The sequence below is a fragment of the Streptomyces sp. SID12501 genome (assembly GCF_010550245.1).
In the GTDB taxonomy this organism is placed as follows: Bacteria; Actinomycetota; Actinomycetes; order Streptomycetales; family Streptomycetaceae; genus Streptomyces.
On record NZ_JAAGLU010000025.1, the window covers coordinates 68,548 to 87,412 of the forward strand.

The window sequence follows — 18,865 nt, forward strand, 5'->3', positions numbered from 1 at the left end:
GGCTAGACCAGTACGTCGCCGCGGCGGCGCGCCCCGCCCGGGGTGGCGTCGCCGGCGGCGATTCCCGTGGCGCGGTAGGCCTTGACCGGCCTGCCCGCCGGGGCACCGGAGCGGGGGTCGAGCCAGTCCACCCGTACCCACAGCAGTACGTCGTCGGCTCGCTCGCGGCGGCCCAGCCAGGCGGCCTTCAGCCGCAGCCCGGTACCGGCCCCGGCGAGCAGCATTCCGCCCGCCGCGGGCACCGCGAGGGAGCTGCCCAGCGCGGCGACGAAGGCGAGCAGCAGCCACCAGCGGTGGCCACGGCGCCAGTTGCGCACGGTCACCGCGCGGTCCTGGAGCACGTCGTGCCTGCCGGCCCGGGCGGGACCGGCGGCGAGCGCGGTGTAGCGCCGACGCCGCAGGTCCGCCATGACCCCGACCCGGCGGCCGGTAATCACCGGCACAGTTCTGGCGGAGCGGGAGATTGACGCCCTCTCCTGCCCGCCGAGGGCGGGAGATTCCGGTCCGCACCGCTACGCGGTACCACCTTGGGTTCCTGCTTCACTGGCCCTTGCCGGTCTCCGAGGAGCTCGGTCTTACAGGGGCCTCCACAGGCGTCACTTCCCGCCCGTCCGGCGGTAGATCCGACAACTTCGTCGTCAGATGAGGCGATCTTAGCCATGCCGCTGCGGCCCTCGGGGCCGCAATGGACAGGATGCCCTGCACCTCCACCCTGAAGGATGGAGCACTGGGCAAGCGTTCGGTAGCGAGCGAACGTGAGACGAGTCTGAGAGCCCAGCCGAGGGTTCCCGACGGCCGGTGGCTACTCGACGAACAGCCCCCGGGTCGCCGCCCGCGTGTCGAACTCCTCCAGACGGGCCTGGGCGTCCGGCAGGTCGTCGCACATGGCCTCCAGCAGCACCCGGCCGAGCAGCATCGGCGCGCAGGCGGTGTCGAAGGCGAGCCCGGTGCCGACGGCGGCCGGCAGCAGCAGGTCGGAGACCTTCGCGACCGGCGCGAACGCCGAGTCGGCGACGGTGACGACGGTCAGCCCCGCCGCCCTGGCGTAGGCGAGGGTGTCGACGACCTCGCGTGGATGCCGGGGCAGCGCGAAGCACAGCAGGGTCGTGGCGCCCGCCCGTACGGCGGCGTCGATACGGTCGTGGATCATCGTGCCGCCCTCGTTGAGCAGCCGTACGTCCGGGTGGACCTTGGCGGCGAAGTACGCGAAGCCGTACGCCTGGGAGGCGGCGGCGCGCAGCCCGAGGACGGGCAGGGGGCGGGACGCGGCGAGCAGCCGGCCCGCCCGCCTCACCGGGCGCGGGTCGGCGAGCACCTCGGCCAGGTGCCTGAGGTTCTCGATCTCGGCCTCGACGGCCTGCTGGTACTCGTTGTACGAGCCCTGCTGGGCGCTCTGGTCGGTGGGGGCGACCTCGCGCAGGTGCTTGCGCAGCGCCGGGTAGCCGTCGAAGCCGAGGGCGACGGCGAAGCGGGTGACGGACGGCTGGCTGACGCCGGCCAGTTCGGCCAGTTCGACGCTGGAGAGGAAGGGCACCTCGGAGGCCCGGCGCACCATGCTGTGCGCGATGCGCCGCTGCGTCGGGGTGAGCCGGTGCCCTTCGAAGAGTGCCTGGAGCCGGACGGCGGGGCTGTCGGGCATGTGTCCGCTCGCGCCCGCCTCCCTCTCAGCTCCCGTGGCCACCCCCACACCCGTCCCCACACCCGTCCCCACACCCGTACCCGTACCCGTACCGGCGCCCCTGTTGTCGTCCGCACTCGGCGTGCTCATGCCCCGCTCCCCCTCCAGATCTCCGTGAACCGGTCCAGCAGTGCCGCCGCCGCGGTCACGTCGTCCGTGAGCGGCCGGTCGGCCGATTCGGCGTCGAGGACCGACTCGGCCAGCTCCAGCGCCCGTCCGGCCGGCAGTTCCGGGTCGGGCCGCAGGTCGCGCTGGCGCAGCGCCCGTACGGCGGCGACCAGCTCGCAGCCGACGACGAGACGGTACGCGTCGCAGGCGCGCAGTGTCTGGCGGGCGGCGAGCGAGGCGAAGCTGGCCTGTTCCTCGACGCCCCGGGAGAGTACAGCGTGCCCGAGCGAGGCGGGCGCGGAGAAGGCCCGCAGGTCACCGAGGGCGGCGCCGGCGGCGTACTCCAGGATCATCACCCCGGAGGCGGCGGGCTCGTGGTCGGCGAGGAAGGGGCGCAGGCGGGTGAAGGCGGGCTCGTTGAGGGTGGACAGGCGGGAGGTGGACAGCCGTGCCACCTGGGTGACGGCCAGCCTGAAGTGGTCGAGGGCGAGGGCCAGTTGGGCCTGGTAGAAGCCGCCGTGGTGGTAGGCGGTGAAGTCCTCGGGGGAGATGAGCGGGTTCTCGGCGGCAGCGTTGATCTCGATGGCGAGCACCCCCTCCAGCGCGTCCGCCGCGTCGTGCGCGGGCCCGTGGATCTGCGGCAGACACCGGAAGCCGTACGGGTCCTGGATGCGCCCGAGGGGAGGGGTGGGCCGGGCCGCGGAACCGATCAACTCCCGCATCCGGCGAGCGACTTCGACCGACCCCCGGTGCGGACGGGCGGCGTGCACGGGCGCGGCGTACGCCTCGTGGGAACCGTCGACGGCGTACAGCGAGAGCGCGGCGACGACCTGGGTGGCGGCGATGAGCCCGCGCAGCTCGTGCAGGGCGAGCGCGGCCTGCCCGAGGGTGAGCGCGTTGCTGCTGATCAGGGCGAGGGCGTCGTTGTTGTCGAGGGCCTGGGGCTCGGGGGCTCCGGCGACGCTCCACCCCCGGGAAGCCGGTCCCCCCGCTGGCGTCCCCGCCGCGATCCACTCGTGCTCCCCCGCCAGGGCGAGCCCCATCTGCGCCAGCGCCGCGATGTCCCCGGTGCCCACCGATCCGAACTCGTTGATCACGGGGTGGACGCCGTTCTCCAGCGCCTCGCACAGGGCGGTGACCACCCCGGGGCGGAGTCCGGCGCCCCCGGCGAGGAGCTGGTTGGCGCGGACGGCGAGCATCGCCCGCACCTGCCGGGCCGGCAGTTCCGCGCCGATGGCCCCGGCGTGGCTGCGCAGCAGGCGCAGTCCGTGGTCGGCGGCGGCCTCGGTCGGGACGGCCTCGTTGCGGTTGGCGCCGACGCCGGTGGAACGCCCGTAGACGCGGCCGGTCGCGGCGATGCGGCGGGCGACGTCCCAGACTTCTTCGACGCGCTTCATCGCGTCGGTGCCGGCGACCGGCCGCGCGACCCCGTCGGCGAGGCGTACGACGTCCTCGACGCCGAGGCCGACACCGTCCAGGACGACGATGCCGGTGGACATCGGAGGCGGCGTGTTCACGGTCCGGGACGGCATAAGGCGCAGACTCCCCTCACATCGGATGGACCGCTCGATCCTGACAACGTATTCAGACATCGAACACTCTGCATGCCGTTATACAGGCTGGACAAGGGACATCTCACGATGCGGTTCGATGCACCCTAGGGTCCGGCCCAGGGACAACAGGGGGGCTAACCCCAGTGCTGGGCGGGTCCCGTTTCCCTACCGTGGTGTGCATGACCGGTATGGACACCTCGGGCGCTCACGACGCCGACCTGAAGAAGGAACTCAGCGCCACCCTGCATGCCCGCAGGGAACTGGGCGACGACTACGAGTCCGCGCTGGTCGACTCGTTCCTGGAGAAGGTCGACCAGCGGATAGACGGCACGGTGGAACGCCGGGTACGGCGGCAGCTCGCCGAGCAGCAGATGGTGGTGGCGCGTGACTCGCGCGGCCCGAAGTCCACCGACACCTTCGGTGAGCGCTTCGGCTTCGCCATCGTCTCGCTGGTCCTGGCGATACCCCTGTCCGCCATCGGCGGCGGCGTCTCGGGCCTCCCCGGCCTGCTGGTCACATGGGCCGGCATCGTGGGAGTGAACGCGTTCCAGGCCGCGCGAAGTGCGGCGTGGCTCTTCGGCCGGCACAAGAGGTCCGGCCAGGACAGCGACTGGGAGGGCTGAGGACCGAGGACCGAGGGCTGTCGGCCGAGGTCCCGGAGTCACCACGGGCAGGGGAGTGTCACCGTACGCCGGGTGGAAAAAGCTTTCGCGGGGACCGCCGCACCCCCGTTGCCGGGGGGCGGGACGACGGCGGTCCCCGCGAGGGACGCGTGCCGGGTCAGGGCCGGGCTGGCGCGTCCTGGGCGTCGGTGGAGGTCCGGGAGCCGCTCCGGAAGTCCGTGACGCCGTTTCGGTGCCGGCCTGGGCGGGGAGCCGCTCCCGCCCTTGCCGACACCCACTACTCTGCCGGTCCCGTGTTAAGCGTGTGCTGCGCGGACGTGACACCCTCGTACCACTTCCACGAAGTCTCCGGCCGAAAGGAACCGGAACGGGACATCGCGGCCCACACCGCAAGTTCCCCTCCGACACGCCCCGTTCACCGGACGTTCGCTACTGGCTGCCGCCCTTGGCCAGGAAGGCCAGCAGGTCCTGCCGGCTGACGACTCCGGTCGGCTTGCCCTCGACGAGCACGATCGCCGCGTCATGGGTACCGAGTACGGACATCAGGTCGCCGACGGGTTCACCGGAGCCGACCTGCGGCAGCGGCGCCGACATGTGCTTCTCCAGCGGGTCGTCGAGCGAGGCCCGCTGGGTGAACAGCGCGTCGAGCAGTTCGCGTTCGACGACCGACCCGATGACCTCCGCCGCCATGACGTCCGGGTGACCGGCGCCGGGCTTCACGATCGGCATCTGCGAGACGCCGTACTCACGCAGCACCTCGATGGCCTGGCCGACGGTCTCGTCCGGGTGCATGTGGAGGAGGGAGGGGATGTGGCCGTGCTCCTTGTAGTCGAGGACGTCGGCGACGCGCGCGGAGGGGCCGGTGTCCTCCAGGAACCCGTAGTCGGCCATCCACTCGTCGTTGAAGATCTTGCTGAGGTATCCGCGCCCGCTGTCGGGCAGCAGCACGACGACGACATCGTCCGGCCCGAGCCGCTCCGCGACCCGCAGCGCGGCGACGACGGCCATCCCGCAGGAGCCGCCCACCAGCAGGCCCTCCTCCTTGGCGAGCCGGCGGGCCATCTGGAAGGAGTCCTTGTCGGACACGGCGACGATCTCGTCGGCGACGGTCCGGTCGTAGGCGGTGGGCCAGAAGTCCTCGCCCACCCCCTCCACCAGGTACGGCCGCCCGGACCCCCCGGAGTACACGGACCCCTCGGGGTCGGCCCCGACGACCTGGACGCGCCCGTCGCTGGCGTCCTTCAGATAGCGCCCGGTCCCGGAGATGGTCCCGCCGGTGCCGACGCCCGCCACGAAGTGGGTGATCCGCCCCTCGGTCTGCTCCCACAGCTCGGGGCCGGTGGAGTGATAGTGCGAGAGGGGGTTGTGCGGGTTGGAGTACTGGTCGGGCTTCCAGGCACCCGGCGTCTCGCGCACGAGCCGGTCGGACACGTTGTAGTACGAGTCCGGGTGCTCGGGGTCAACGGCGGTGGGGCAGACCACGACGTCGGCGCCGTAGGCGCGCATCACGTTGATCTTGTCCGTGGACACCTTGTCGGGGCAGACGAAGATGCACTTGTACCCCTTCTGCTGGGCCACGATGGCCAGCCCGACCCCGGTGTTTCCGCTGGTCGGCTCGACGATCGTGCCGCCCGGCCGAAGCTCCCCGCTCTCCTCCGCCGCCTCGATCATGCGCAGGGCGATGCGGTCCTTCACGGACCCGCCGGGGTTGAAGTACTCGACCTTCGCGAGGACGGTCGCCTGAATGCCCGCGGTCACACTGTTGAGCCTCAGCAGCGGGGTGTTGCCGACGAGGCTGATCATCGAGTCGTGGAATTGCACCGTTGTCTCCGGTTGCCGCACATAAATGTGGTTGTCATTGGTGCGGCCAGCCTAAGGCTCCGCCTCGGCATTCACCTCACGTCACGATTGGCGGACCGCCGGTTCGGGGCAAGGAGTGGGTGTACGGCTACGAGGAGGTGGCGGCGACGCATGACGAGCATGTCAAGGGCAAGGGTGGCCCGGCGGATCGCGGCCGGTGCCGCGTACGGCGGTGGCGGGGTCGGCCTGATGAGCGCGGCGGCCATGGGAGTGGTGCTGGCCGAGGTCCGGATGGCGAGACGCCAGGTGGGAAACGGCCGCGGTCCACACGCGCCGAGCGCGGACGGCCTGTACGGACGCGGGTACGCCACCCCCGGTGAGCCCCCGCTCAGACTCGTCCTGCTGGGCGACTCCACGGCGGCCGGCCAGGGCGTCCACCGGGCCCGCCAGACCCCGGGCGCGCTGCTCGCGTCCGGCCTGTCGGCGTTCGCGGAACGTCCGGTGGAAATGCGCAACGTGGCGCTGGTCGGCGCCCAGTCGGACGATCTGGACCGCCAGGTGGGGCTGACCGTCTCGGCGTCCGACTGGATCCCGGACATCTGCGTGATCATGGTCGGCGCGAACGACGTCACGCACCGCATGCCCCCGACCCGCTCGGTCCGCCACCTTTCCTCGGCGGTACGACGCCTCCGTACGGCGGGTGCGGAGGTGGTCGTGGGCACCTGTCCCGACCTGGGCACCGTCGAGCACGTCCAGCAGCCGCTGCGCTGGCTGGCCCGGCGGGCGTCCCGCCAGCTGGCGGCGGCACAGACGATCGGGGTCGTGGAACAGGGGGGCCGCACGGTGTCGCTGGGCGACCTGCTCGGCCCCGAGTTCGAGGCCAACCCGCGCGAACTGTTCGGCCCGGACAACTACCACCCCTCGGCGGAGGGCTACGCGACGGCGGCGATGGCGGTCCTCCCGACGGTGTGCGCGGCGCTGGGCCTGTGGCCTGCGGACGAGGATCGCCCGGACGTGTCCCGCCGCGAGGGCTTCCTGCCGGTGGCACGGGCGGCGGCGGAGGCGGCATCGGAGCCGGGCACGGAGGTCACGGCGGCGATGCCCACGGGCCCCAGAGGCCCCTGGGCCCTGATGAAGCGCAGGCGCAGGCGCCGGGTACCGGCAACGGACCCGTCCCCCACCCCGACCACACCGAGGGGAGTGTCGAGCGGCTGAGGCCGGCGAGGGCGTGGAAGCACCGAAGCCCCGAAGCCCCGAAAGGGGCGCGGGGAACTGCGCGACCAGCCCTCACCGGCCCGCAGGTGCATCACCGCGCTCCCCGCGGAGCGGATAGCGTCGGGTCCCATGATCGTATGGCTCAACGGCACCCACGGCGCGGGCAAGACGACGACCAGTGCGCTCGTGCAGCAACTGATCCCCGATTCAAGGGTGTTCGACGCCGAGAAGGTCGGCGAGACGCTCATGGACATCAAGCCGGGGCTGCCCGATACCGACAACTTCCAGCACTGGCCGCCGTGGCGGCCTCTCGTCGTCGAGACCGCCCGCCGCGTGCTCGACTACACCGGCGGCACTCTGGTGATGCCCATGACCGTCCTGGTCGAGCAGTACTGGCGCGAGATCAGCGCGGGCCTCGCCCACCACGCCATCCCGGTACGGCACTTCGTCCTCCACGCCGACCAGGACACCCTCCGCGGACGCATCGAGGGGGACGCCGTCATGGGCCCCTCCCCGTTCCGCCTCGAATACCTGGAGCCCTACGCCGAGGCGGCCCGCACCTGGCTGCACGCCGAGGCCGAGGTCGTCGACACCACGCACCTCACGCCCGCCGAGGCCGCCCTGCGGATCGCGGAGGCCGTCAGCAGGTGAGGTCCGCCCGCATGATCCCGACCTCCTGAGCAAGCGCTTAGAAAAGTGCGGCCCGAGTCACACCGCCACACCCGTGACCGAGGCCATACGTACGGGTAACTTCGCAAGCAGGTCCGCTTACCCTCGTACGCCAATGGAGCCGTCATGCCGGAAGCCGTCATCGTCTCGACCGCCCGCTCCCCCATCGGACGCGCCTTCAAGGGCTCCCTCAAGGAGCTGCGCGCCGACGATCTCACCGCCACGATCATCCAGGCCGCGCTGGCCAAGGTCCCCGAGCTGGATCCGCGGGACATCGACGACCTGATGCTCGGCTGCGGTCTGCCCGGTGGCGAGCAGGGCAACAACCTCGGGCGGATCGTCGCCGTACAGATGGGCATGGACTACCTGCCGGGCTGCACGATCACCCGCTACTGTTCCTCGTCCCTCCAGACGTCCCGGATGGCACTGCACGCCATCAAGGCGGGCGAGGGCGACGTCTTCATCTCGGCCGGTGTCGAGATGGTCTCCCGGTTCACGAAGGGCAACTCGGACTCGCTGCCCGACACGCGCAACCCGCTCTTCGCCGAGGCCGAGGCCCGTACCGCCGCCGTCGCCCAGCAGGAGGGCACCTCCTGGCACGACCCCCGCGAGGACGGCCTCGTACCGGACGCCTACATCTCGATGGGCCAGACCGCCGAGAACCTCGCCCGGGTGAAGGGCGTGACCCGTCAGGACATGGACGAGTTCGGCGTCCGTTCGCAGAACCTCGCCGAGGAAGCCATCAAGAACGGCTTCTGGGAGCGCGAGATCACCCCGGTGACGCTGCCCGACGGCACGGTCGTCAGCAAGGACGACGGTCCGCGTGCGGGCGTGACGCTGGAGGGCACCCAGGGGCTCAAGCCGGTGTTCCGTCCGGACGGACTCGTCACCGCCGGCAACTGCTGCCCGCTGAACGACGGCGCCGCGGCCGTCGTGATCATGAGCGACGCGAAGGCCGCCGAGCTGGGGCTGACCCCGCTGGCCCGGATCGTGTCGACCGGCGTCTCCGGCCTCTCCCCCGAGATCATGGGCCTCGGCCCGGTCGAGGCGAGCCGCCAGGCGCTGCGCCGCGCCGGTCTCACCGCCGACGACATCGACCTGGCCGAGATCAACGAGGCGTTCGCCGCCCAGGTGATCCCCTCCTACCGCGACCTCGGCATCCCCCTGGAGAAGGTGAACGTCAACGGCGGCGCCATCGCCGTCGGCCACCCCTTCGGCATGACGGGCGCCCGGATCACCGGCACGCTCATCAACTCCCTCCAGTTCCACGACAAGCAGTTCGGCCTGGAGACGATGTGCGTCGGCGGCGGCCAGGGCATGGCGATGGTCATCGAGCGCCTGAGCTGAGCCCCGAGCGCCCGAGGCGAAACCGCCGCGATCCCCAACTGGCGGAATCGTTTCGGTAGTCGAGCGGATGCGCTGCGTGAGAAAGCGGCCCGGAACCCAGTAACCACCGGGGTTCTGGGCCGTTTTGTGATCCAATCTCCCTCAGGATGTGACCTATCTCGCTTTGGTGAGGTATTTACGCAGGTCAGGAGTGGTTCACTACCGAACCCCGGGCCCAAAGTCCTGTCCGATTCGTGACGTTACGCACTGACAGGTGGTTAGTCCACCCTTCAAGCTGATGTAGGAAGTCGGGGGTCGACTTTGAACCGGGAGTACGTCAGTGAGCGCTACGCCTCTTGCTCTGCTGCTCGCCACAGCCACCGTCACCACGGCTGTGGGCGTCGCCGTTCTGCGCACCCTGTTGGGGCTGCGTCGACAGATCGCGGCGTTGCACGCGGAGCTCGCCGCCCAGAGTCTCGCCGTCGGCGCGCACGGTCTCGTGCCGCAGGCCCGCACAGCCGGTGACACCGACCGGATACGCGCCGCCGTGGCCGAGGCGCTCGCCGAGGAGCGGGAGCGGGAGCTCGCCGAGGCGCGTGCCTTCTGGGCCGCCCAGGAGGCCCGTGACGCCTCCGACGCGCCCTCCCTGCTCGGCCTCCCCGACAGCGAGCTGTTCCTGCCGCGTGCGGCGGACTTCGCGGGCCTGGAGTCCCTGGAGCCGGTGACCGAGTCCAGCACGGACACCGACGAGTTCGCGGGAGAGTCCGCCGAACTGGCCGCCGCCCGTCGCCGGCACCCCTCGCACCCCGACTTCGTACCGGCCCAGTCGCCCATCGTGAACGACCACGAACGCACGGTCGCCTGCCTGGAGGACCTCGCCGAGTCCCGTACCGCCCTGGCCGACGTCCGCCCCGGTCCGCTGGGAACCCTCGACGTCTACGTCTTCACCGACGGCACGACCCTCTGTATGACCCCGGGCCACCGCGAGACGGCCGAACGTCTCTCCGCGGCTCTGCGCACGGGCGAGGCCCCCGTCCTCCTCGGCGGCTCGGGCATCTCGGGCGCCTACGCCCTGACCTTCGAATGCGGCGAGGAAACGGTGTACGTACTGGCGGACAGGGTCATAGCGTCCCTGTAGTCGTGGGACGCGGCGGCGGGTTCGCGGTCACCCCCCGAACCCTTCTGAACCGCCTCTGGACTCCCGCCCGCCGCTAGACCCCCGCCCGCTGCTGAGCCTCCGCCACCAGAGTCAGCGCCGCGGCCAGTTCCCCTTCGCTTTTCAGAACGAGCGCCAGATCATGCGCGGCAACAGTCACCTGATCCGCGGCAGCGAACATACCGACATCGGGCATGACCCGAGGCTCGACCCCGGGCGACTCCAGAAGCTGGGCACGCCGTGCCAACTCCCTGGCCAACCCCAACGCCTCCGCCGCGGCCCCCCTTTGCAACCGACTCTGCGGCGCCGCCCGCAACCGGTCGGCAAAGTGATCCACTGCAAGCGTCAAAGGCTCGGTATCCAGCACGCCGTGAGACTAACCGTCGCAACCGGACTGTTGCCAACGACCCAACCCTCAGGCACCGTGGCGTGAAGGACCGGCTTACATCCCCTTTGCGTCCGGAGGCGCCGATGTCCCACGTCCTCTCCGAGGAGACCCACCGCAACATGCTCGCCCGCATCCCTCAATGCACCGGTCGTGAAGTCGCCGACTGGTTGCGCACCGTCGACGAAGGCCCCTCCCTCTTCCGCTTCGAGGAGAAGGTCAGCTGGCTCCGGCACGAACACGATCTCGCGTACGGCCACGCCAAGGCGATCATTCACGAGTACGACCTGAGGAGGGCCGCGCGCAAGCTTCTCTGAGTGCACAGCCCTCCGAGAGACCGAGGCGCGCACCGACACCACGACGTGACGAAGGGCCCCGGGAATGCTTCCCGGGGCCCTTCTCCTGTACTACCGACCGCCGACGACCCACCGCCGACCGCCGTCGTACCGGCTGCTAGTCGTTGCCCTGCAGGATGGCGATCAGCCGCAGGAACTCCAGGTAGATCCAGACCAGCGTCATCGTGAGGCCGAAGGCGGCGAGCCAGGCCTCCTCGCGCGGCGCGCCGTAGGCGATGCCGTCCTCGACCTGCTTGAAGTCGAGGGCGAGGAAGCACGCACCGAGCAGGATGCCGATGATGCCGAACATGATGCCGAGGCCGCCGCTGCGGAAGCCGAGGCCGTCACCGCCGCCGAACACCGCGAACAGCAGGTTCACGGCCATCAGCAGCACGAAGCCGAGCGCCGCCGCCATCACGAAACCGTAGAAGCGGCGGTTGACGCGGATCCAGCCCGCCTTGTACGCCACGAGTACGGCGGTGAAGACCGCCAGCGTGCCGATCACGGCCTGCATGGCCGCACCGCTGGCGATGCGGTTGTCGACGACGCTGGAGACGACGCCGAGGAAGACACCCTCGAGCGCCGCGTACGTCACGATCAGCGCGGGCGAGGCCTTGCGCTTGAAGGACTGGACGAGGCCCAGGACCATCGCGACCAGACCGGCGCCGATGGCGATGCCGTAGGACCGGCTGATGTTCGCGTCGTCGACCGGCAGCAGCGCCCAGGCGAGCGCCGCCGTGACGACCAGCACACCGAGTGTGGTGGCTGTCCGCATGACGACGTCGTCCATCGTCATCCGGCCGGTGGAGACCGGGGCCTGCGGCGGTGCGCCGTGCTGAAGGTCCTGCTGGGCGTAGGGGTTGGTCGCGTACGGGTTGCCGCCCTGCTGGGCCTGCTGGTCCGCATAGGGGTTGCCCGACTGCGTACCGACACCGGCTCCCCCGGCCTGCGGCGCGGTGTTGAAGCCCGCGTAGCCGTTGTCGCGGCTGAACCCCCGTCGCGAGAAGACCGGGTTGCTGCTCCTCATTTCACTCCTCCATGGCCACAGTGCGTGGCCTTGGGCTCAAGGGTAATAGGTGGGCAAAGGATTGACCCTAGTGCTTGGGGAGGATCTTTCCCTTGTCCTGTCGCGAACACGCTACGCGCCGCCCTGATTCCCGGCTACGGAGCCCCAGGACCATGACCAACCCGGTACAGACCCGAGACCGCCCCCTGATCAGGCCGGTCGGCGGGCCCTTCACCCCACCGTCGTCCGCTGTCACCCACCGTCACTCCAGGGGGAAACCCGTGTAACCCTCGGCGAGATCGGTCTCCGCCGAACGGGCGCCCGCGATCCGCTCCAGCCGGGCCAGCTGGAGCCGGTCCTCGAAGGGAGTGGCGTCCGGGGTCCGGTGCAGGAGGGTCGTCATGTCGTACGAGAACCGCTCGGCCTGCCAGACGCGGCGCAGACAGGTCTCGGAGTAGGCGTCCAGCAGCTCCGCCGACCCCGTCTCCTTCTCGTACGTCAGTGCGCGGGCGAAGGTCACGACGTCCCCGACGGCGAGGTTGAGCCCCTTGGCGCCGGTGGGCGGCACGATGTGCGCGGCGTCCCCGGCCAGGAACAGCCGTCCGTACCGCATCGGCTCGTGGACGTAGCTCCGCATCGGTGTCACGGACTTCTGGGTGACGGGCCCCCGGTCGAGCTTCCAGCCGTCGGCGGTCTCGAAGCGCCGCTCCAGCTCGTCCCAGATCTCCTCGTCGCTCCACTCCTCGGCGTCGGTGCCGTCCGGCACCTGGAGGTAGAGGCGGGAGACGGACGGGGAGCGCATGGACAGGAGGGCGAAGCCGCGGTCGTGGCGGGCGTAGACCAGCTCGTCGTGCGAGGGCGCCACGTCGGCGAGGATGCCGAGCCAGCCGAAGGGGTACGACCGTTCGAAGACGCGGGTGAGTTCCGCGGGGATCGCCGTACGGGCCACCCCCCAGAAGCCGTCGCACCCGACGACGTACTCGCACTCCAGTACGTCCTCGCGCCCTTCGTGCCGGAACCGCACCCGGGGGCCACCACTCCCGGCGCCTTCGACTCCCTCCGCTCCCTCCACTCCTTGCACGGCGAGTGCCTCCGCCTCGAAGAGCAGCGGGCCACCCTCCGCCAGTTGGAGGGCGATGAGGTCCTTGCAGACCTCGGTCTGCGCGTACACCATCACGGACCGGCCACCGGTGAGGGCGGGGAAGTCGACGCGGTGGCGCTTCCTGTCGTAGCGCAGCTCGATGCCGTCGTGGCGCAGGCCCTCGCGGTCCATACGGGCGCCGGCCCCGGCCGCGCGCAGTACGTCGACGGTGCCCTGCTCCAGGATCCCGGCCCGCTGCCGCCGCTCCACGTACTCCCGGTCGCGGCTCTCCAGGACGACCGAGTCGATACCGGCGTTGTGGAGCAGCCGGGCGAGCAGGAGCCCGGCGGGGCCGGCTCCGATGATGCCGACGGTGGTACGCATCGGTCGTTCCCTTCATACGGGCGGTACGGTCATCCAGCGCATGTGCGTTCGCTTGGTGAAACTTTCTTCACGAACTCTCGGTGATGAGTCTCTGTCCGCAAACGTCCGCTGTCAACGGTTCCGCGATGAAGTCCTCAATGAACACAGCACCGACAAATCCGGCGTACAACAGTCGGAAGTGCCCGGAGCCGGACTTGAACCGGCACGCCCGCGAAGGGGCAGCGAGGTTTAAGCTCGCCGTGTCTGCATTCCACCATCCGGGCAGGCCCTGGGCTCCGCATCGAGATTCCGAGCCTATCGGGACGCCCCACCCGAACTGCGGGTGAGGGCCCCGATGTTGTCTTATTTTATTGACTTCTGAGGGTGCATCAGCACCTGGAACGAGCCATCCGCACTTGCCAACAGCCTTTCGCGAGGCGGTTCGGCGCACATGCGGAATGACGGAATTTCACCGTTCGAACAAGGGGGCTCCACCTGTTCTTGACATCTCCCCGCCCGAAGGGCCTAGGGGACGACCGTCATCCCCAGGTATGAGACGGGCGCCCCGGGTCCGTCCCGGGTCTGCCTTCGGAACCGGAACAACGGCTGACTACACGGCGGCCCCGGGCCATGACGATGGGTACACGAGCTTCGGACCTCGCAGCCGAACCCGAACTCGTCACACCTCTGGCCCATCGCCGCGCACCGCTGTCCGACAGGAGCCCCATCCGTGACCACCACTCCCCTCGCCGACCGGACCACCACCTCGGTGGCCGCCCGCGCCACGGAACTGTCCAAGGTCTACGGGCAGGGAGAGACGCAGGTCGTCGCCCTCGACCGGGTCTCCGTCGACTTCAAGCAGGCCGAGTTCACCGCGATCATGGGCCCGTCCGGCTCCGGCAAGTCCACGCTGATGCACTGCGTGGCGGGGCTGGACTCCTTCTCGTCCGGCTCCGTGCGCATCGGCGACACCGAGCTGGGCTCGCTCAAGGACAAGCAGCTCACCAAGCTCCGCCGGGACAAGATCGGCTTCATCTTCCAGGCGTTCAACCTGCTGCCGACGCTGACCGCCCTGGAGAACATCACCCTCCCGATGGACATCGCGGGCCGGAAGCCTGACAAGGAGTGGCTGGATTCGGTCATCACGATGATCGGCCTCGCCGACCGGCTCCGTCACCGCCCGTCCCAGCTCTCCGGCGGCCAGCAGCAGCGTGTCGCCGTGGCCCGGGCCCTGGCCTCCCGCCCCGACATCATCTTCGGCGACGAGCCGACCGGGAACCTCGACTCCCGCGCGGGCGCCGAGGTACTGGGCTTCCTGCGCAACTCCGTACGGGAGTTGGGGCAGACGGTCGTGATGGTCACCCACGACCCGGTGGCCGCGGCGTACGCGGACCGGGTGGTCTTCCTCGCGGACGGCAGGATCGTGGACGAGCTGTACGGCCCGACGGCGGACAGCGTCCTGGACCGCATGAAGCGGCTCGACACCGGGGCGATCCGCACCAGCTGACGCACCGACGCACCGCCACCGCACGAGCCGAGAGTTGACGCTCCATCAATTCCCGTACGCCTGCCCTGACTTCAGCACGACTTCGATCTCGACCTCGACGGACTGAGACGACACCCATGTTCCGTACCGCCCTGCGCAACGTACTCGCGCACAAGGCCAGACTCCTGATGACCGTGCTCGCCGTGATGCTCGGCGTCGCCTTCGTGTCCGGGACCCTGGTCTTCACCAACACCCTCTCGAACGCCCTCCAGAACAGCTCCGCCAAGGGCTTCGACCAGGTCGACGTCGCCGTGCGGCCGGGCGTCGGGGACGTTGGGAACGACGGGGGCGACACGATCGCCAGGCCTCCGGAGCTGACGCAGGCCCTGCTCGACGAGAGCGCGAAGGTTCCGGGCGCCGCGTCCGTCATCGGGGTCGTGAACGGCTTCACGGCCATCGCCGACAAGGACGGCAAGCTCATCGGCGGCGGTTTCCAGTCGCAGGGCGCGAACTACTGGGGCGACAAGGACGCCCGGTACCCGCTGACGGACGGCACCGCGCCCAAGAACGCCGGCCAGGTCGCCCTCGACGCGAAGACCGCCGAACGGGCCGGGTACAAGGTCGGGGACACCGTGCGCCTGTCGGTGGACGGGCCGGTGCTCTCCCCCACCGTCTCCGGCATCTTCACCACGGACGACGGCAACGTGACGGCCGGCGGCAGCCTCGCCCTCTTCGACACGGCGACCGCGCAGCGGCTGTTCGGCAAGGTGGGCGCGTACGACGAGATCGACGTCAAGGCGGCGGCCGGGACGAGCCAGGCCGCACTCAAGGCGGCGCTCGACAAGGCGCTGCCGCGGAACGCCGTCGAGACGACGACGGCCACCCAACTCGCCGACGACCAGGCGAAGACGATCGCCGCCGGGATGAGCGGCCTGAAGCAGGGCCTGCTGGTCTTCGCGGGCATCGCGCTCTTCGTCGGTACGTTCATCATCGCCAACACCTTCACCATGCTGGTCGCCCAGCGCACCAAGGAACTGGCGCTGATGCGGGCCGTCGGCGCCTCGCGCCGGCAGGTCACGCGGTCCGTGCTGGTCGAGGCGTTCGTGGTCGGCGCTGTGGCGGCGGTGACCGGGCTGGTCGCGGGCATCGGCATCGGAGCCGGGCTGAAGGCACTGCTGGGCATGCTCGGCGCGACCGTGCCCGACGGGCCGCTGGTCGTCACGCCCGGCACGGTCGGCGCGGCCCTCGCGGTCGGCATCCTCATCACCATGCTGGCGGCCTGGCTGCCCGGCCGCCGCGCCGCGAAGATCCCCCCGGTGGCCGCCATGAGCAGCGTCCACGCCACCGCGACCACCAAGTCGCTGGTGCTGCGCAACACGCTGGGCGCGCTCTTCTCGGGCGTGGGCATCGCCGTGGTCCTGGCCGCGACGTCGATGAGCGGCTCGGACGGCCAGGCCCCCATGGGTATCGGCGCGGTACTGCTCATCATCGGCGTCTTCATCCTCACCCCCCTCCTCTCGCGCCCGCTGATCGCCGCCGCCGGCCCGTTCATGCGCGTGTTCGGCGTCTCCGGGAAGCTGGCCCGCCAGAACTCGGTCCGCAACCCCCGCCGTACGGCCGCCACGGCCTCCGCGCTGATGATCGGGCTCACCCTCATCACCGGTATGACGGTGATGGCGGGCAGCCTCCAGCAGGCGATCGACAAGATGGCGTCGGCCTCGATCAGCGCGGACTACATCGTCTCGATGGCCAACGGCCAGCGCCTCTCCTCAGACGTCGCCGAGAAGCTGTCGAAGACGCCCGGAGTGACCGCCGTCAGCCCCCTGAGCGACGCCCCCGTCCTCATCGACGGCACGACCGAGTACATGACCGGCGTCACCGGCGCCACGATCGGCAAGCTGACGAAGCTGACGGTCGACGACGGCACGTTCAAGGTCGGCGGCACCCAGGTCGTCGTGGACGAGCGCACGGCCAAGTCCCTCGACTGGAAGGCGGGTTCGACCTTCACGGTCGGCTACGAGGACGGGCAGAAGCAGCTGCTGACCGTGGCGGGCGTGTACGAGGGCAACGAGGTGGTGAGCGGCATCATGGTCGACAACGCCCTGCTGGCCCCGCACCGGACGGACGCGGCCGACCCCGCCGACATGCAGGTCATGGTCAAAACGTCGGACGGCGCGACGAGCGCGACGAAGGACAAGCTGGAGAAGGCCCTGGGCGCCAACCCTGCCATCAAGATCCAGGACAAGAAGGACATCTCCAACGAGATCGCGCAGATGTTCACGCTGATGCTGAACATGCTCTACGGCCTGCTGGCCATGGCGGTCCTGGTCGCGGTCCTCGGGGTCATCAACACCCTGGCCATGTCGGTCTTCGAACGCTCCCAGGAGATCGGCATGCTCCGCGCGATCGGCCTCGACCGCAAGGGCATCAAGCGGATGGTCCGTCTGGAGTCCCTGGTCATCTCCCTCTTCGGCGGCGTCCTGGGCATCGGCCTGGGCGTGTTCTTCGGCTGGGCGGCCGGCGAACTGCTCGGCACGAGCATGCCGACGTACGAACTCGTCCTGCCCTGGGCCAGGATGGCGCTCTTCCTGCTCCTCGCGGCCACGGTGGGCATCCTGGCGGCCCTGTGGCCGGCCCGTCGCGCGGCCCGCATGAACATGCTGGCGGCGATCAAGTCGGAGTAGGGGTTCAGCAGTATCCGTAAGGGAGTTGGGTTCCGCCGTCACAACGACGGAACCCAACTCCCTTCTCGTTGCCGTCCCTTCCAGGTAGGTCAGTTCCAGGTACGGGCCCGCAGGGGCATCCCGGAGGCACCGGATCCGGAGGTCCGCACGGCGAGGACCTGGTTGACGCCGAGCCGGTTGTGTTCGAAGGCGAGGGCACAGGCGGCCATGTACAGGCGCCAGACGCGGGCCCGCCCCGGGCTGGTGAGCCGCAGCGCCAGCGGCCAGTCGGCCTCCAGGTTGGCGACCCAGCGACGCAGGGTCAGCGCGTAGTGCTCCCGGATCGACTCGACGTCACGCACCTCGAACCCGGCCCGTTCGAGCTGGGTGACGGTGGTGCCGAGGGGCGCGAGTTCGCCGTCCGGGAAGACGTACGCGTCGATGAACCCGTCGAGGCTGTACGCGCCCTCGTCCGTCTGCGGCCGACGGGCGATCTGGTGGTTGAGCAGCCGGCCGCCCGGCTTGAGCAGGGCGTACAGATCGCGCGCGTACGTCAGATACCGCTCGCTCCCGACATGTTCGGCCATCCCCACGGAGGAGACGGCGTCGAAGGGCCCGTCGGTGACATCCCGGTAGTCCTGCACCCGGATCTCGACCCGGTCCGCGAGCCCCTCTTCCGCGACGCGCTTACGGGCGTACGCGGCCTGTTCCTGCGAGAGGGTGACGCCGACGACCCGAACGCCATGCTCGCGGGCGGCATGCACGGCGAGGGAGCCCCAGCCGCAGCCGACGTCGAGGAGCCGCAGGCCCGGCGCCAGGGCGAGCTTGCGGCAGATGAGTTCGAGCTTGTCGCGCTGGGCGTCCTCAAGGCCGGTAGCTCCGCCGGGGGCGTCCCAGTAGGCGCAGGAGTACACCATGGACGGGCCGAGGACGACCTCGTAGAAGTCGTTGCCGACGTCGTAGTGGTGACTGACGGCGCGTTTGTCGGTGCGCTTGGTGTGGAGGCGTCGGCGGCGCCGCGGAACCTCTTCACGGGGCGGGGCGGGAGGGACGGGGAGCCCGGCCATCTTCACGAGCCCGCGCACCGCGGCCCGCACCCCGGGTTCGCGCAGTGCCTCGGCGAGACTCCGGGTGTCCTCCCCGCGCTCCCAGAGCAACCCGGACAGGTGATCGAGGGCGGCGTAGAAATCGCCCTCGATGTCCAGGTCGCCGGCGACCCAGGCCCGGGCGAGCCCCAGTTCGCCGGGTTTCCACAGCAGCCGGCGCAGGGCGCGGCGGTTACGGACGACCAGTGCGGGGGCGCCGGGCGGACCGGCCTGCGAACCGTCCCAGGCGCGGATACGCATCGGGAGCGGGGCCCCCAGCAACTGTTCGGCGAAGCTCTGGAGCCGCGGCGCGGCTTCGGGCATGACGCACAC

16 protein-coding genes and 1 tRNA gene are annotated in these 18,865 nt (G+C 70.4%); 8 read left to right on the plus strand and 9 right to left on the minus strand.

The window, feature by feature from the left end; all coding sequences use genetic code 11:
* Nucleotides 1–2: 2 nt before the first annotated feature.
* The 3 genes from G3I71_RS28040 to G3I71_RS28050 form a co-directional block, all read right to left on the minus strand.
* The gene (locus G3I71_RS28040; protein WP_239149404.1) at nt 3–410 is read right to left on the minus strand and encodes a hypothetical protein; all 408 of its coding nucleotides are present in this window, start codon (nt 408–410) and stop codon (nt 3–5) included.
* Nucleotides 411–802: 392 nt separating this feature from the next.
* Entirely contained in the window at nt 803–1,639 is an 837-nt protein-coding gene (locus G3I71_RS28045) for a MurR/RpiR family transcriptional regulator (RefSeq protein WP_164318792.1), read from the minus strand.
* A gap of 125 nt (nt 1,640–1,764) precedes the next feature.
* A complete protein-coding gene (locus tag G3I71_RS28050) occupies nt 1,765–3,318 on the minus strand; it encodes an aromatic amino acid ammonia-lyase (RefSeq protein ID WP_164318638.1) in 1,554 nt (517 codons plus the stop codon).
* 200 nt (nt 3,319–3,518) lie between these two features.
* On the opposite strand from G3I71_RS28050, the gene G3I71_RS28055 reads away from it, so the two are divergent.
* The gene (locus G3I71_RS28055) at nt 3,519–3,962 is read left to right on the plus strand and encodes a hypothetical protein (protein ID WP_239149395.1); all 444 of its coding nucleotides are present in this window, start codon (nt 3,519–3,521) and stop codon (nt 3,960–3,962) included.
* 429 nt (nt 3,963–4,391) lie between these two features.
* On the opposite strand, the gene G3I71_RS28060 is transcribed toward G3I71_RS28055, so the two are convergent.
* A complete protein-coding gene (locus tag G3I71_RS28060; RefSeq protein WP_164318640.1) occupies nt 4,392–5,783 on the minus strand; it encodes a cystathionine beta-synthase in 1,392 nt (463 codons plus the stop codon).
* 150 nt (nt 5,784–5,933) lie between these two features.
* Here G3I71_RS28060 and G3I71_RS28065 point away from each other — a divergent pair, with 150 nt between their 5' ends.
* From G3I71_RS28065 to G3I71_RS28080, 4 genes are all read left to right on the plus strand, one after another.
* Nucleotides 5,934–6,977 carry an SGNH/GDSL hydrolase family protein gene (locus G3I71_RS28065; RefSeq protein ID WP_164318642.1) on the plus strand — a complete coding sequence of 348 codons (1,044 nt, stop codon included), beginning with the start codon at nt 5,934–5,936 and terminating at the stop codon, nt 6,975–6,977.
* A 129-nt stretch (nt 6,978–7,106) separates the two neighbouring features.
* Entirely contained in the window at nt 7,107–7,628 is a 522-nt protein-coding gene (locus G3I71_RS28070) for an ATP-binding protein (protein ID WP_164318644.1), read from the plus strand.
* 144 nt (nt 7,629–7,772) lie between these two features.
* Nucleotides 7,773–8,993 (plus strand): acetyl-CoA C-acetyltransferase, encoded by a 1,221-nt coding sequence (locus tag G3I71_RS28075; RefSeq protein ID WP_164318646.1) that lies wholly within the window; start codon nt 7,773–7,775, stop codon nt 8,991–8,993.
* A 319-nt stretch (nt 8,994–9,312) separates the two neighbouring features.
* Nucleotides 9,313–10,110 carry a hypothetical protein gene (locus G3I71_RS28080; protein WP_164318647.1) on the plus strand — a complete coding sequence of 266 codons (798 nt, stop codon included), beginning with the start codon at nt 9,313–9,315 and terminating at the stop codon, nt 10,108–10,110.
* A gap of 73 nt (nt 10,111–10,183) precedes the next feature.
* On the opposite strand, the gene G3I71_RS28085 is transcribed toward G3I71_RS28080, so the two are convergent.
* Nucleotides 10,184–10,495 (minus strand): hypothetical protein, encoded by a 312-nt coding sequence (locus tag G3I71_RS28085; protein ID WP_164318649.1) that lies wholly within the window; start codon nt 10,493–10,495, stop codon nt 10,184–10,186.
* 104 nt (nt 10,496–10,599) lie between these two features.
* Here G3I71_RS28085 and G3I71_RS28090 point away from each other — a divergent pair, with 104 nt between their 5' ends.
* Nucleotides 10,600–10,830, plus strand: coding sequence for a DUF4287 domain-containing protein (locus G3I71_RS28090; RefSeq protein ID WP_164318651.1), 231 nt, complete (start codon nt 10,600–10,602; stop codon nt 10,828–10,830).
* A gap of 136 nt (nt 10,831–10,966) precedes the next feature.
* On the opposite strand, the gene G3I71_RS28095 is transcribed toward G3I71_RS28090, so the two are convergent.
* The 3 genes from G3I71_RS28095 to G3I71_RS28105 form a co-directional block, all read right to left on the minus strand.
* The gene (locus G3I71_RS28095; RefSeq protein WP_164318653.1) at nt 10,967–11,875 is read right to left on the minus strand and encodes a Bax inhibitor-1/YccA family protein; all 909 of its coding nucleotides are present in this window, start codon (nt 11,873–11,875) and stop codon (nt 10,967–10,969) included.
* Between the two features lie 241 nt (nt 11,876–12,116).
* Nucleotides 12,117–13,319, minus strand: a complete 1,203-nt coding sequence (locus G3I71_RS28100; RefSeq protein ID WP_164318655.1) for a 4-hydroxybenzoate 3-monooxygenase — start codon at nt 13,317–13,319, stop codon at nt 12,117–12,119.
* 179 nt (nt 13,320–13,498) lie between these two features.
* Nucleotides 13,499–13,582: transfer RNA gene (locus tag G3I71_RS28105), tRNA-Leu, on the minus strand.
* A gap of 446 nt (nt 13,583–14,028) precedes the next feature.
* Here G3I71_RS28105 and G3I71_RS28110 point away from each other — a divergent pair.
* Both G3I71_RS28110 and G3I71_RS28115 read left to right on the plus strand, forming a co-directional pair.
* Nucleotides 14,029–14,805 (plus strand): ABC transporter ATP-binding protein, encoded by a 777-nt coding sequence (locus tag G3I71_RS28110; RefSeq protein ID WP_164318657.1) that lies wholly within the window; start codon nt 14,029–14,031, stop codon nt 14,803–14,805.
* A gap of 116 nt (nt 14,806–14,921) precedes the next feature.
* A complete protein-coding gene (locus G3I71_RS28115) occupies nt 14,922–17,468 on the plus strand; it encodes an ABC transporter permease (RefSeq protein ID WP_164318659.1) in 2,547 nt (848 codons plus the stop codon).
* Between the two features lie 89 nt (nt 17,469–17,557).
* Here the strand turns inward: G3I71_RS28115 and G3I71_RS28120 are convergent, their stop codons facing one another.
* Nucleotides 17,558–18,856: a cyclopropane-fatty-acyl-phospholipid synthase family protein gene (locus tag G3I71_RS28120; protein ID WP_164318661.1), complete on the minus strand. Its 1,299-nt coding sequence runs from the start codon at nt 18,854–18,856 to the stop codon at nt 17,558–17,560.
* Nucleotides 18,857–18,865: the final 9 nt, after the last annotated feature.

Excerpts from the sequence above, each read along its gene's own strand:
- G3I71_RS28090 (WP_164318651.1), top strand. The coding sequence starts at position 10,600 with ATGTCCCACGTCCTCTCCGAGGAGACCCACCGCAACATGCTCGCCCGC.
- G3I71_RS28050 (WP_164318638.1), bottom strand. The coding sequence starts at position 3,318 with ATGCCGTCCCGGACCGTGAACACGCCGCCTCCGATGTCCACCGGCATC.
- G3I71_RS28120 (WP_164318661.1), bottom strand. The coding sequence starts at position 18,856 with ATGCCCGAAGCCGCGCCGCGGCTCCAGAGCTTCGCCGAACAGTTGCTG.
- G3I71_RS28075 (WP_164318646.1), top strand. The coding sequence starts at position 7,773 with ATGCCGGAAGCCGTCATCGTCTCGACCGCCCGCTCCCCCATCGGACGC.
- G3I71_RS28065 (WP_164318642.1), top strand. The coding sequence starts at position 5,934 with ATGACGAGCATGTCAAGGGCAAGGGTGGCCCGGCGGATCGCGGCCGGT.
- G3I71_RS28055 (WP_239149395.1), top strand. The coding sequence starts at position 3,519 with ATGACCGGTATGGACACCTCGGGCGCTCACGACGCCGACCTGAAGAAG.
- G3I71_RS28045 (WP_164318792.1), bottom strand. The coding sequence starts at position 1,639 with ATGCCCGACAGCCCCGCCGTCCGGCTCCAGGCACTCTTCGAAGGGCAC.
- G3I71_RS28040 (WP_239149404.1), bottom strand. The coding sequence starts at position 410 with ATGGCGGACCTGCGGCGTCGGCGCTACACCGCGCTCGCCGCCGGTCCC.
- G3I71_RS28095 (WP_164318653.1), bottom strand. The coding sequence starts at position 11,875 with ATGAGGAGCAGCAACCCGGTCTTCTCGCGACGGGGGTTCAGCCGCGAC.
- G3I71_RS28070 (WP_164318644.1), top strand. The coding sequence starts at position 7,107 with ATGATCGTATGGCTCAACGGCACCCACGGCGCGGGCAAGACGACGACC.
- G3I71_RS28115 (WP_164318659.1), top strand. The coding sequence starts at position 14,922 with ATGTTCCGTACCGCCCTGCGCAACGTACTCGCGCACAAGGCCAGACTC.
- G3I71_RS28100 (WP_164318655.1), bottom strand. The coding sequence starts at position 13,319 with ATGCGTACCACCGTCGGCATCATCGGAGCCGGCCCCGCCGGGCTCCTG.